The sequence below is a fragment of the Allobosea sp. TND4EK4 genome (assembly GCF_900156025.1).
Taxonomy (GTDB): Bacteria; Pseudomonadota; Alphaproteobacteria; order Rhizobiales; family Beijerinckiaceae; genus Allobosea.
Genome location: NZ_FTMO01000001.1, coordinates 79,652 through 92,299 on the forward strand (window position 1 = coordinate 79,652; position 12,648 = coordinate 92,299).

The window sequence follows — 12,648 nt, forward strand, 5'->3', positions numbered from 1 at the left end:
GCCCGCAAAATCTTGCCCAGCGGGGCGAGCCGTCACACCCGGATCAGCCGCTGAACCTGATGGCGTCGCGCTCCTTCATCGGCCCCGACAGCACGCCCTCGCCGCGATCTTTCACCAACCTCGAGTCGGCGAGGTCGCGGCGGGGCCGACGGACACGCGCTGTCCTCAGCCCGGCTGACCCGGCACCTGCTCGTCGCGCTCATAGACGAAATTGGCGCGGCCGACGAGCAGCGTGTCAACGACGCCGATGCGATCGACGTCCTTGCCGGCATAGGGCAGCGAGCGCAGCACATAGCGAAACGCGTTGAGCCGCGCCCGCTTCTTGTCGTCGGACTTCACCACCGTCCAGGGCGAGTCCGCCGTGTCGGTGGCGAAGAACATCGCCTCCTTGGCGGCCGTGTAGTCGTCCCATTTGTCGAGGCTGGCGAGATCGACGGGCGAGAGCTTCCACTGCTTCAGCGGGTGGGCCTCGCGCTCCTTGAAGCGCCGATGCTGCTCGTCGCGGCTGACCGAGAACCAGAACTTGATCAGGTGGATGCCGCTGCGCACGAGGTTGCGCTCGAACTCCGGCGCCTGGCGCAGGAACTCGCGATATTCGGTGTCGGAGCAGAAGCCCATGACGCGCTCGACACCGGCGCGATTGTACCAGCTGCGGTCGAAGAGGACGATTTCGCCAGTCGTCGGCAGATGCTGGACGTAGCGCTGGAAATACCACTGGCCGCGCTCGACCTCGCTGGGCTTCTCCAGCGCGACCACGCGGGCGCCGCGCGGATTGAGATGCTCCATGAAGCGCTTGATGGCGCCGCCCTTGCCGGCTGCGTCGCGGCCCTCGAACAGGATGACGACGCGCTGGCGCGACTCCTTCACCCAGGTCTGCAGCTTGAGAAGCTCGGACTGCAGCCTGAACTTGTCGCGCTCGTAGTCCTTGCGCAGCATCTTGTAGCGATAAGGATAGGCGCCCTGGCGCCAGTCGCCCGACAATTCGTCGCTGGTTACGCGCGGCTTCCCCGGCGCCTTCGGCAGGCCGAGCGCGCTGCGCATCCGGCGGGCGTCGTCGGGAGCCGCGCCCGCGAGGATCGCATCGATTCCTCCCGCCGCATCGGCATCCCCAGACACCGAAGAAATGGCGGCGATCTGCGCTTCCTGAACGGCTTCCGTCCGTTCCGCGGCCAAGCCGGCCTCGATGCTGTCGGCGGTCATGGCGGGCTCGGCGGGATTCGGCGCCGGGCGGGGCTGCCGACGCGCGGCACCGGCTGCGGGCTGTCGACGGGTCGCCACGATCAATCTCCTTCGGATGGGCCGTGTGGCCCCATTCGATGAGTGTCACTGCAAGCGGCGCGGCGTCGCCATGATCTGGATCAATCCGCCGCCGCCGGCGCTGCCCTCACCGGGGGCCGGCGCGCTGACGCTCAAACCTGAATCAACCGCTGCACCTGGTTGGCGTCGAGGTCCTTCATGGCGCCCGAGAGCACGACCTCGCCGCGATCCATCACGAACATCGTGTCGGCGAGGTCGCGGGCGAAATCGAAATACTGCTCGACCAGCACGATCGCCATGTCGCCCTTGGAGCGCAGATAATCGATCGCGCGGCCGATATCCTTGATGATCGAGGGCTGGATGCCCTCGGTCGGCTCGTCGAGCACCAGCAGTTTGGGTCGGGTCACCAGCGCCCGCGCGATGGCGAGTTGCTGTTGCTGGCCTCCCGAGAGGTCTCCGCCGCGCCGGCCCAGCATGGACTTCAGCACGGGGAACAGGTCGAAGAGCTCATCCGGGACATGGCGGTCACGCCGCTTCAGCGGTGCGAAGCCTGTCTCCAGATTCTCCTTCACCGTCAGCAGCGGGAAGATTTCCCGCCCCTGCGGCACATAGGCGATGCCGGCCCGGGCGCGATCCTCGCTGCGCAGGCCGGAGATGTCGTGACCGTCGAAGCGGATTTGTCCGCCCGAGATCGGCTGGTGGCCGACGATGGCGCGCATCAGCGAGGTCTTGCCGACGCCGTTGCGGCCCATCACGCAGGTGACCTTGCCGGGCTCGGCGGTGATCGAGACCCGCCGCAGCGCCTGGGCGGCACCGTAATGGAGATCGATGGCATCGACGGTCAGCATGAGCGGGGGCCCGTCATGACGCTGCCGGAACGAACGCAGGTCGTCCCGGGCGGAATGGAGCGGAGACCCGGGATCGATGCCTGAGCCTTTGCCGGAAACCTCCCGGCCTGGATCCCGGATCGGCGCGGCTGCGCCGCTGGTCCGGGAAGACGACGGAGGGAAACCGAAACGGTCGTCGCGATCATCCTCACCGCCCCAGATAGACTTCGACGACGCGCTCATTGGCGCTGACCTGGTCGAGCGGGCCCTCGGCCAGCACCGAGCCCTCGTGCAGCACCGTGACCTTAACACCGAGTTCGCGGATGAAGCCCATGTCGTGCTCGACGACGATGACCGAATGGTCCCTGGCGATCTCCTTGAGCAGGGCGGCGGTCTCGGCGGTCTCGCCGTCGGTCATGCCGGCGGCGGGCTCGTCCACAAGCAGCAGCTTGGGGTCCTGCGCCAGCAGCATGCCGATCTCGAGCCATTGCTTCTGGCCGTGCGAGAGCGAACCGGCGAGTGCATCGCGCCTATCGGCCAGCTTCACGATGCCGAGGATGTCGTCGATGCGCTTCTGCTGCGACGGATCGGTCTTCCAGAACAGGGTCCGGCCGACGCTGCGCTTCGATTTCAGCGCCAGCAGGATATTGTCCTCGAGGGTGTGGAAATCGAACACCGTCGGCTTCTGGAACTTGCGGCCGATGCCGAGATTGGCGATCGCGGCCTCGTCGAGCTTGGTGAGATCGACGCTCCCGCCGAACATCACCGTGCCGACATCGGGCTTGGTCTTGCCGGTGATGATGTCCATCATCGTGGTCTTGCCGGCACCGTTGGGGCCGATGATGGCGCGCATCTCGCCGGGCTCGATGGTGAGCGACAGGCCGCGGATCGCCTTGAAGCCGTCGAAGGAGACGCTGACGCCGTCGAGATAGAGCAGCGAGGAGGTAAGAGCGCCGGGGTTGGGAGCGTTCATCGCCGTTACTCCGCCGGAGCCGGCTCAGGCGCCGGAGTGCTGGCCGGCTTGCGCCGGCGCGCCCACAAAGCCTCGGCGGTGCCGAGGATGCCCTTGGGCAGGAACAGCGTCACCACGACGAAGAGGCCGCCCAGCGCGAAGAGCCAGTAGGGTGCCATGAAGCCGGAGGTGAAGACGGTCTTGGCCCAGTTCACCACCACGGCCCCCAGCGCCGCGCCAACCAGCGTGCCCCGCCCGCCGACCGCCACCCAGATCACGGTCTCGATCGAGTTGGCGGGCGCGAACTCACTGGGATTGATGATGCCGACCTGGGGCACGTAGAGCGCGCCCGCAACCCCAGCCATGCAGGCCGAGACGGTGAAGACGAAGAGCTTGAAGCGATCGACCCGGTAGCCGAGGAAGCGCGTCCGCGATTCCGCGTCGCGGATCGCGATGACCACCTTGCCGAGCTTCGAGACGACGATGCCGCGCGCGATCAGGAAGCCGGCAGCGAGCATCACGCAAGTCAGGGAAAACAGAGCAGCCCGAGTCGCTTGCGCCTGGATGTTGAAGCCGAGGATGTCCTTGAAATCGGTCAGGCCGTTATTCCCGCCAAAGCCCATGTCGTTGCGGAAGAAGGCCAGCAGCAGCGCATAGGTCAGCGCCTGGGTGATGATCGAGAGATAGACGCCGGTGACGCGCGAGCGGAAGGCGAACCAGCCGAAGACGAAGGCGAGCAGGCCCGGCACGGCCAGCACCATCAGCATGGCGAAGGGAAAGGACGAGAAGCCGTACCAGTACCAGGGCAACTCCGGCCAGTTCAGGAAGACCATGAAGTCCGGCAGGATCGGGTTGCCATAGGTGCCGCGCGAGCCGATCTGGCGCATCAGATACATGCCCATCGCATAGCCGCCGAGCGCGAAGAAGGCGCCGTGGCCGAGCGAGAGGATGCCGCAATAGCCCCAGACGAGATCGAGCGAGATCGCCAGCAGCGCGTAGCAGAGATATTTGCCCCAGAGCGACATGGTCGAGGTCGGCACATGGAAGGCGGAGCCTGCGGGCACGAGCAGGTTCAGCGCCGGGATCAGGATGGCGAGGCCGGCGATGATGGCGAGGAAGACCGTGCCGCGCCGGTCCATGTCCTGAAGGAGGAAGCGGAAAATCATGCTTCCACCGCCCGGCCCTTGAGCGCGAACAGGCCGCGCGGGCGCTTCTGGATGAAGAGGATGATGAAGACGAGCAGCGCGATCTTGCCGAGCACCGCCCCGGCATAGGGTTCGAGCAGCTTGTTGGCGACGCCGAGCGTCATGGCCGCGACCAGCGTGCCCCAGAGATTGCCGACCCCGCCGAAGACCACGACCATGAACGAGTCGATGATGTAGCTCTGGCCGAGATTGGGGCTGACATTGTCGATCTGCGAGAGCGCGACGCCGGCCAGCCCCGCCACGCCGGAGCCCAGCCCGAAGGTCAGCGCGTCGATGCGGCCGGTGCGGATGCCCATGGCCGAGGCCATGCGGCGGTTCTGCGTTACGGCGCGCATCTGCAGCCCCATCGGCGTCAGCTTCAGGATCGCGAGCAGCGCGGCGAAGACGAGGCCGGCGAAGACGATGATCCAGAGTCGGTTATAGGTGATCGCCAAACCACCGAGTTCGAAGGCGCCGGACATGAAAGCCGGCGCGCCGACCTCGCGATTGGTCGGGCCGAAGGCGGTGCGCACCGCCTGCTGCAGCATCAGGCTGATGCCCCAGGTGGCGAGCAGCGTCTCGAGCGGCCGGCCATAGAGGAAGCGGATGATGCCGCGCTCGATCGCGATGCCGACGGCTCCGGCGACGAGGAAGGCGGCCGGCAGGGCAATCGCCAGCGACCAGTCGAACAGCCAGGGCGCCCTGGCGCGGATCAGCTCCTGCACGACGAAGGTGGTGTAGGCGCCCAGCATCACCATCTCGCCATGGGCCATGTTGATCACACCCATCACGCCGAAGGTGATGGCGAGGCCGATGGCGGCGAGCAGCAGGACCGAGCCGAGCGAGAGCCCGTACCAGAGGTTCTGCGCGGCGGCCCAGAGCTTCAGGCGCCCTTCGATGGCGGATATCGCGCGGGCCTGCGCCTCCTTCAGTGCCGGGGTGGCATCGGCCGGGAGGGCGCGGAGCGTGGCGAGGGCATCCTGGTCGCCGCGCTCGCGCAGCACGTCGATGGCGCCGAGCCGGTCGAGGGCCTGGACGTCCGGCCTGGCGATCAGGATCGCCGCCTGTGCCTGCCGCAGCGCGGCACGGGCGCGGGCGTCGGTCTCCCTGCCGATGGCGGCCTCGACGACCGGCAGCAGGCTCGCATCGCGCGACTTGAACACGGCTTCCGCGGCCAGCACACGTTTGGCGGGATCGGGATTGAGCAGGCCGAGCCCCCCGAGCGCAGCCTGAACGCTGCGACGCACGGCGTTGTTGAGTCGCACCGGCTTGAGGTCGGCCGGCGCGGCGGCGAGGGCAGCACCGGTCTTCGCGTCGACGAAGCCCCCCGCAGGCGTCTTCACGACCACGCCGCCCGGCCCCGCCAGCAGCCGCCCATCGCTCAGCGCCTCGATGATCAGCGCGGCATTGGGATTGGCCGTCTGGATCAGCAGCTCGATGCCGCGCGCCGTATCGGAATAGCTGTCGGCCGACAGGCGCCGGAAGGCCTCGTCGGCATTTTGCGCGAAGGATGCGACCGAAGCCGCGACCAGCGCGACGAGGATGACACCGATATGCAGGAGGCGGTGAATGAAGGGCATCAGAATCGGCATCCGCTGGCGGTCATCCCGGGCACCCGCAGGGTGACCCGCTTCGGTTCGGTCCGGATGGCCGCTCGCTGGGAGAAGAAGGGAGCGGGATTTGGTGAAACGAGGGGCGGCCGGGTGTTCCCGTGCCGCCCCTCCCCCTCATGACCTCACGCGCCGCCGCACTTGCCGGTCTTGGTGTTGAAGTTGCCGCACTTCTTCTCGACCCAGTCGCCGATCAGGTCCTTGGAACCGTCCAGTTCCTTCGACCAGGCATCGCCCGGGACGAGGCCGGCGGTCTTCCAGACCACGTCGAACTGGCCGTTGTCCTTGATCTCGCCGATGAAGACCGGCTTGGTGATGTGGTGGTTCGGCAGCATCTTCGAGATGCCGCCGGTGAGGTTCGGCGCCTCGATGCCCGGAAGGGCGTCGATGACCTTGTCGGGATCGGTCGACTTCACCTTCTCGACCGCCTTCACCCACATGGCGAAGCCGATGACATGGGCCTCCATCGGGTCGTTGGTGACGGCCTTGGGATTCTTCTTGTAGGCCTGCCACTGCTTGATGAAGGCCTCGTTCTCCGGCGTCTTGATCGACTGGAAGTAGTTCCAGGCGGCGAGGTGGCCGACCAGCGGCTTGGTGTCGATGCCGGCAAGCTCCTCCTCGCCAACGGAGAAGGCGACGACCGGGATGTCGGTGGCCTTGATGCCTTGGTTGCCGAGTTCCTTGTAGAACGGCACGTTGGCGTCGCCGTTGATGGTCGAGACCACGGCGGTCTTCTTGCCGGCCGAGCCGAACTTCTTGATGTCGGAGACGATGGTCTGCCAGTCGGAATGGCCGAACGGCGTGTAGTTGATCATGATGTCCTCGGGCTTCACACCCTTGGACTTGAGGTACGCCTCGAGAATCTTGTTGGTCGTGCGCGGGTAGACATAGTCGGTGCCGGCCAGCACCCAGCGCTCGACCTTCTCCTCCTTGGCGAGGTAGTCGACAGCCGGGATCGCCTGCTGGTTCGGGGCGGCGCCGGTGTAGAACACGTTGCGCTCGCTCTCCTCGCCCTCGTACTGGACGGGGTAGAACAGGATGTTGTTGAGCTCCTTGAAGACCGGCAGCACCGACTTGCGCGAGACCGAGGTCCAGCAGCCGAAGGTGGCGACCACCTTGTCCTTGGTGATCAGCTCGCGCGCCTTCTCGGCGAAGAGCGGCCAGTTGGAAGCCGGATCGACGACCACGGCCTCGAGCTTCTTGCCGAGCACGCCACCCTTCTTGTTCTGCTCCTCGATGAGCATGAGCATGACGTCCTTCAGGGTCGTCTCGGAGATCGCCATCGTGCCCGAGAGCGAATGCAGGATGCCGATCTTGATGGTCTCCTGCTGCGCCGCCGCCGGCAGATAGGAAGATCCGAGGAAGGCGGCACCAGCCAGAGCGGTGCCGAGAAATTCGCGACGGTTCGTGTTCACGGACGACTCCCGGACTTTTGTTGTGCGGCGGCATGATCGGCGCCGACAGGCCCCACCGGCCCGGATCGGGAGTTGGCAAGGGCCGTGCCAACTCCCTTGCGTCAGCTCAACCTGACGCAATCCTCTGTCCCGAGAGGCCCGCTCGCCGAATTTCCTGCGAAACGAGCATCAGCCGGCGCACAATCGCGCCGCCCGGCCGATTTTTGCTTAAATATTACGCAACTAGGCCGATTACGTGTTGTGCATAGCGAAAGAGCGACCCGAGCAAGCCGGCAAATCAGGCGGTCGTGCCGGAAAACGCCGCGCTTTTTTTGGCATTTACGAGCGGGCGAGAATCGCCCTAGCCTCCTATCGTCGGTAACAACTGAAAGGAGGTGATCCAGTGTCTCATTGTCATCAACCGCTGGTGCAAGGCGGCCGGACCTGGACTTCTCTTGGCTGGGGTTCTCTGTCCGCGTGAGTTTTCGCACCTTTGATCCGGTTCGCTGGATCGCGGTTCGACAATGGAAGGGCCGTCCGCAAGGGCGGCCCTTCTTTCGTCTGTCCACTCCCCGCGTCCTGCCCGCCGGCCAGACATGCCCGGTCCCAGGCGGCCAAGCTGGCGTGCGCCGGCCAAGCGTGGCAAACAGGCGTGAAATGGTTTCCCGCCCCAGCCTGCCCGCCCGCGAGTCCTCGCCGTGAACGCTCCCGAGCCCAGCCGTCAGGCGATCCTCGACTTCATCGAGGAGGAGCGCGTCGCAGGGCGCGAGGTCGGCCGCCGCGAGATCGCCAGGGCCTTCGGCCTCGACCAGGGCGGCAAGATCTGGCTGAAGCGGATCCTCAAGGAGATGGAGCGCGAGGGCGAGATCGGCGGCGACGGCGATGCGCGGCCGGTCCACCCGCGCAACGCCCTGCCCCCCGTCCTGCTCTGCGAGATCAAGACGCGCGACCGCGACGGCGATCTCGTGGCCCAGCCGCTCGAATGGAACGAGACCGACCAGGGTCCGCCGCCGCGGATCGTGATCGAGACGCGGCGCGAGGGCCGTCGCAAGGCCAAGGATGCCAGCGCGGCTCCCGGCGTCGGCGACCAGGCGCTGCTCAAGCTCACCCGCCTGCGCGGCGTCGAGGGCTATACCTATTCCGGCCATGTGCTGAAGGTGATGGGCAAGGCCAAGGCCGCCATCCTCGGCATCTTCCGCGCCCTGCCCGACGGCTCCGGCCGGCTCATTCCCGTCGACAAGAAAGCGCGCGAGCGGGAAGCTATCATCCCGAAGGGCCGGACCGGCGACGCGGAGGACGGCGATCTCGTCTCTGTGAGCCTCAGGCGCGAGACGCGCTTCGGCCCGCCGGAGGCGCAGGTGCGCGAGCGGCTGGGCTCGATCAAGTCCGAACGCGCCGTCAGCCTGATCGCGATCCACGCCCACGGCATTCCCAACGAGTTCCAGCCGGCGACCCTGAAGGAAGCGGCGGCCGCCCCGCTCGCGAGCCTGAAGGGCCGCGAGGACTGGCGCGCGATGCCGCTCATCACGATCGACCCTGCGGATGCGAAGGATCACGACGACGCGGTGCATGCGGCGGCGGACGAGGCCCCGGACAATCCCGGCGGCTTTGTCGTCACCGTCGCCATCGCCGATGTCGCGGGGTATGTCACGCCGGGCTCGAGCCTGGATCGCGAGGCGCTGGAGCGCGGCAATTCGGTCTATTTCCCCGACCGCGTCGTGCCGATGCTGCCGGAGCGGATCTCGAACGATCTCTGCTCGCTGCGCGAGCAGGAGGACCGGCCGGCACTGGCCGTGAGGCTGGTGCTGAAGGCCGACGGCTCGAAGAAGAGCCACTCCTTCCACCGCGTGCTGATGCGCTCGGCCGCGAAGCTCTCGTACCAGCAGGCTCAAGCGGCGATCGACGGCTCGCCGGACGAGAAGACGGCGCCGATCCGCGACAGCATCCTGATGCCGCTCTGGGCAGCCTATGGCATCGCGGCCCGGGCCCGCGACCAGCGCCAGCCGCTGGAGCTGGACCTGCCCGAGCGCAAGCTGATCCTCAAGGCGGACGGCTCGGTCGACCGTGTCGTCGTGCCGGAACGTCTGGCGGCGCATCGCCTGATCGAGGAGTTCATGATCCTCGCCAACGTCGCTGCCGCCGAAACGCTGGAGAAGGCCGGCAGCCTGCTGATCTATCGCTGCCATGACGAGCCTTCGCTGGAGAAGATGCGCGCGCTCGGCGAGGTGCTGGCCTCCATCGGCATCAAGCTGCCCAAGGATGGCGCGCTGCGGCCGGCGCTGTTCAACCGCATCCTGGCGACGATCAAGGGCTCGGAGAACGAGACGCTGATCAACGAGGTGGTTCTGCGCACGCAGGCGCAGGCGGAATATGTCGCCGAGAATTACGGGCATTTCGGTCTCAATCTGCGCCGCTACGCACATTTCACCTCGCCAATCCGCCGTTATGCCGACCTGATCGTGCATCGCGCCCTGATCGCGGCGCTGAAACTCGGCGAGGACGGCCTGCCGAAATCGACCTCGCTGGCGGAGCTGCGCGAGGTCTCGACCCGGATCTCGGCGGCCGAGCGGCGCGCCATGGCCGCCGAGCGGGAGACCACCGACCGGCTGATCGCGCATTTCCTCGCCGACCAGATCGGCTCGAGCTTCGACGGCCGCATCGGCGGGGTGAACAAGGCCGGGCTGTTCGTGAAACTCGACGGGACGGGGGCCGATGGCTTCATCCCGGCCTCGACGCTGGGCGGCGACTACTATCGCTATGACGAGGCCGCCCATGCCCTCACCGGAGAACGCACCGGGGAGAGCTGGCGGCTGGGCGACCGGGTCCATGTGAAGCTGGTGGAGGCCGCGCCGGTCGCGGGTGCGTTGCGGTTCGAGCTGCTGTCGTCCGGGCGGACCGTGGCGACGGGTCGCGCTGGCAAGCGGCGCGGCCCGGCGCCATATGGCGAGCGCAGCGGTGCTCCGTTCGGGCGCAAGACGAAGGTCGGCGTCCGCGGCGCCGGAGCCCGCAAGCCGGGCAAGAAGCGCTGATGAGCAGAGGGCGATGAGCGTTCACATCCATGCCGTGCCGGATCGGGACAGCACGCGCGACTGGCGCGAGGCGGTCTCGCGCGGGGTCCGGGGCCGCTGCCCGCATTGCGGGCGCGGCAAGCTGTTCCGCAGCTTCCTGAAGCCGGTCGACCGCTGCGAGGCCTGCGGCGAGGATCTGCATCACCAGCGGGCCGACGACCTGCCGCCCTATATCGTCATCACCATCGTCGGCCATGTCATCGTCGGCGGGCTGCTGTTGGCCGAGAAATACGGCGACTGGCCGATGTGGTGGCACATGGCGCTGTGGCCGACGCTGACGGTCGCGCTCTCCTTTGCGTTGATGCAGCCGGTCAAGGGCGGCGTCATCGGCCTGCAATGGGCCCTGCGCATGCACGGCTTCGGCGGCGAGCCGGATCGGCCCGAGCGCCAACCCCTGCCCCATCGCGGATCCCAGCCATGAGCGACCACACCGTCACGCTGACGCAGGCCGAGCGCGCGCGCGTCACGGCCAACCAGCGGCCGAAGGATGCGGCGACGATGCTGATCATCGACCGCAACGGAGCCCGGCCGAAGGTGCTGATGGGCAAGCGCCATGCGAGCCACAAGTTCATGCCGGGCAAATACGTCTTCCCCGGCGGGCGGCTCGATGCGGGCGACCGCCAGATGGTCGCGACCGGCGCCATACCCCAGATCTGCGAGGACAGGCTGCTCAAGCGGACGCTGCGGCCGAGCGTCGGCAAGGCCCGCGCGCTGGCGCTCGCCGCCATCCGCGAAACCTTCGAGGAAACGGGCCTGCTGTTCGGCTCCGACGAGTTCGGAGCGCCGGATGCGGCGCCGGAGGGGAGCTGGGCCGAGTTCGCCGGCCATGGCATCTTCCCCGATCTCTCGGCCGTCACCTTCGTCGCGCGCGCGATCACCCCGCCGCGCCGGCCCAAGCGCTTCGACACCCGCTTCTTCACGGTCGATGCCTCGGCCATGGCGAAGAAGGTCGATGGCGTGGTCGGCCCCGATTCGGAGCTGGTCGATCTCGTCTGGGTGGATTTCGACGAGGCCAAGGAACTGGATCTGCCGACGATCACCAAGGTCATCCTCCAGGAGGTGGAGAGCCGCATCGAGGCGGGCTTCGGGCCCTGGATCCCGGTGCCGTTCTATTGGGAGAAGCGCGGCAGCTTCGTGCGCGAGGAGCTGTGAGCGCATCGCGTTCTCCGAAAGCCTATTCTTCCTTGACTTCGCCGGGCCTTTGCGGCATTCCCCGCCCTGACGGTTTGCCGGGCCTCCCCGGCCATTTTCTTTTTTGAGGGCCTCCCTGGCCCGCATGGTTCGAGGATAAGCCCATGGCCAAGGCCGTGACGATCAAGATCAAGCTGCTTTCGACTGCCGACACCGGCTTCTTCTACGTGACGAAGAAGAACTCGCGCACGATGACCGAGAAGATGTCGAAGAAGAAGTACGACCCGGTCGCGCGCAAGCACGTCGAGTTCAAGGAAACCAAGATCAAGTAAGGCCTTGGCCTCCTGACTTGATGTTTCGCTGAAAGCCGCTCCTTCCGGGCGGCTTTTCTGCTTTTTGGGCATCCTGGCTGTGCCCCGGACCCCGATCACTGCGGAGCCCTCTCCTTGCCGCGCTACACCGACGCGCTCGATTTGCTGAAGGAGCAAGAACGCGCGCTGCACCGGGCGATCGCGTCGCGCCTCGCGGAGGAAGCCGGGCAGCCTGCCGGCGCGGAGCTGACGCAGGCCCTTGTCTCCGCGGCCGATGAGGCCATCGCGCAATGGGCCGCCGGCGGCGAGGAGGAGCATGATCTTGCCGCGTTCAGGCCGCTGGGTCCGCTGGAGCATCTCCTGATCGAGCATCGCAGGACGCTGGAGCTGATCGACGACCTGATGGACCGCCGGCTTGGCTGAGATGTTCAGTCCGAAGCGGGGGAATGGCTCGAGGTCGCTGCCGGCTGCGAAACCGGCTCGTCTTCGGCACATCGCCGCGCCTGGACCATGGCCTCCGTCACGGCGATGTCGAGGAAATAGGCCAGAGCGGTGAGACCGCGCCGCTCCGCATCCGCACGAAGGGAATCGATCCGGGCCACGAGATCGCCCGCATGCCGGCGGCTTCGTCGCGCCTGAGCGGCTGCGATCTGAATCACGTTCCCCACCGACTCACCCCCCTCATCTTGCTTGGCGGCCGCGCAGGGTGTCATGCGCGGCCGAAGGCAGCGGGCAGACGGCAGAACCGCGCTGTATCGCTACAACTCCAGAAAACATAACGCAACGTCATCACCCCGTTAATGAGGCCTGGTTTCGTGAGGGCGTGATGCCGCTGCGCCCTTTCCACGGGCCGGGCTCCCTGGAGTTGCTCCGACCACAACCCTGGGAACTGCGACGCCAAGTCCGGGTTGACT

At 66.9% G+C, this 12,648-nt stretch carries 12 protein-coding genes; 5 read left to right on the forward strand and 7 right to left on the reverse strand.

Features of this window, described 5'->3' with window-relative positions:
• Window positions 1–165 precede the first annotated feature (165 nt).
• From ppk2 to urtA, 6 genes are all read right to left on the reverse strand, one after another.
• Window positions 166–1,200, reverse strand: a complete 1,035-nt coding sequence (ppk2, locus tag BW981_RS00360; RefSeq protein ID WP_083712071.1) for a polyphosphate kinase 2 — start codon at window positions 1,198–1,200, stop codon at window positions 166–168.
• A gap of 209 nt (window positions 1,201–1,409) precedes the next feature.
• Window positions 1,410–2,105 (reverse strand): urea ABC transporter ATP-binding subunit UrtE, encoded by a 696-nt coding sequence (gene urtE, locus BW981_RS00365; RefSeq protein WP_076435220.1) that lies wholly within the window; start codon window positions 2,103–2,105, stop codon window positions 1,410–1,412.
• Window positions 2,106–2,292: 187 nt separating this feature from the next.
• A complete protein-coding gene (gene urtD / locus BW981_RS00370; protein ID WP_076435222.1) occupies window positions 2,293–3,057 on the reverse strand; it encodes an urea ABC transporter ATP-binding protein UrtD in 765 nt (254 codons plus the stop codon).
• Between the two features lie 5 nt (window positions 3,058–3,062).
• Window positions 3,063–4,202, reverse strand: a complete 1,140-nt coding sequence (gene urtC / locus BW981_RS00375; RefSeq protein WP_076435224.1) for an urea ABC transporter permease subunit UrtC — start codon at window positions 4,200–4,202, stop codon at window positions 3,063–3,065.
• Window positions 4,199–5,812: an urea ABC transporter permease subunit UrtB gene (gene urtB, locus BW981_RS00380; RefSeq protein WP_139333561.1), complete on the reverse strand. Its 1,614-nt coding sequence runs from the start codon at window positions 5,810–5,812 to the stop codon at window positions 4,199–4,201. Before urtB ends, urtC begins: the two co-directional genes overlap by 4 nt.
• Window positions 5,813–5,955: 143 nt before the next feature.
• Window positions 5,956–7,209: an urea ABC transporter substrate-binding protein gene (urtA, locus tag BW981_RS00385; protein ID WP_244560215.1), complete on the reverse strand. Its 1,254-nt coding sequence runs from the start codon at window positions 7,207–7,209 to the stop codon at window positions 5,956–5,958.
• A gap of 713 nt (window positions 7,210–7,922) precedes the next feature.
• On the opposite strand from urtA, the gene rnr reads away from it, so the two are divergent.
• The 5 genes from rnr (at window position 7,923) to BW981_RS00410 (ending at window position 12,157) form a co-directional block, all read left to right on the forward strand.
• Window positions 7,923–10,253, forward strand: coding sequence for a ribonuclease R (rnr, locus tag BW981_RS00390; protein ID WP_076435228.1), 2,331 nt, complete (start codon window positions 7,923–7,925; stop codon window positions 10,251–10,253).
• A 13-nt stretch (window positions 10,254–10,266) separates the two neighbouring features.
• Window positions 10,267–10,713 (forward strand): DUF983 domain-containing protein, encoded by a 447-nt coding sequence (locus BW981_RS00395; protein WP_076435230.1) that lies wholly within the window; start codon window positions 10,267–10,269, stop codon window positions 10,711–10,713.
• Entirely contained in the window at window positions 10,710–11,444 is a 735-nt protein-coding gene (locus BW981_RS00400) for an NUDIX hydrolase (RefSeq protein ID WP_076435232.1), read from the forward strand. Before BW981_RS00395 ends, BW981_RS00400 begins: the two co-directional genes overlap by 4 nt.
• Before the next feature lie 143 nt (window positions 11,445–11,587).
• Window positions 11,588–11,755 carry a 50S ribosomal protein L33 gene (gene rpmG, locus BW981_RS00405; protein ID WP_038367996.1) on the forward strand — a complete coding sequence of 56 codons (168 nt, stop codon included), beginning with the start codon at window positions 11,588–11,590 and terminating at the stop codon, window positions 11,753–11,755.
• A 114-nt stretch (window positions 11,756–11,869) separates the two neighbouring features.
• A complete protein-coding gene (locus BW981_RS00410; protein WP_076435234.1) occupies window positions 11,870–12,157 on the forward strand; it encodes a hypothetical protein in 288 nt (95 codons plus the stop codon).
• 5 nt (window positions 12,158–12,162) lie between these two features.
• On the opposite strand, the gene BW981_RS00415 is transcribed toward BW981_RS00410, so the two are convergent.
• Window positions 12,163–12,393, reverse strand: coding sequence for a hypothetical protein (locus BW981_RS00415; protein WP_139333562.1), 231 nt, complete (start codon window positions 12,391–12,393; stop codon window positions 12,163–12,165).
• Window positions 12,394–12,648 lie beyond the last annotated feature (255 nt).

Coding starts and splice junctions, on each gene's coding strand:
- ppk2 (WP_083712071.1), bottom strand. CDS start 1,200: ATGACCGCCGACAGCATCGAGGCCGGCTTGGCCGCGGAACGGACGGAA.
- urtD (WP_076435222.1), bottom strand. CDS start 3,057: ATGAACGCTCCCAACCCCGGCGCTCTTACCTCCTCGCTGCTCTATCTC.
- BW981_RS00400 (WP_076435232.1), top strand. CDS start 10,710: ATGAGCGACCACACCGTCACGCTGACGCAGGCCGAGCGCGCGCGCGTC.
- urtC (WP_076435224.1), bottom strand. CDS start 4,202: ATGATTTTCCGCTTCCTCCTTCAGGACATGGACCGGCGCGGCACGGTC.
- urtB (WP_139333561.1), bottom strand. CDS start 5,812: ATGCCGATTCTGATGCCCTTCATTCACCGCCTCCTGCATATCGGTGTC.
- BW981_RS00395 (WP_076435230.1), top strand. CDS start 10,267: ATGAGCGTTCACATCCATGCCGTGCCGGATCGGGACAGCACGCGCGAC.
- rpmG (WP_038367996.1), top strand. CDS start 11,588: ATGGCCAAGGCCGTGACGATCAAGATCAAGCTGCTTTCGACTGCCGAC.
- urtE (WP_076435220.1), bottom strand. CDS start 2,105: ATGCTGACCGTCGATGCCATCGATCTCCATTACGGTGCCGCCCAGGCG.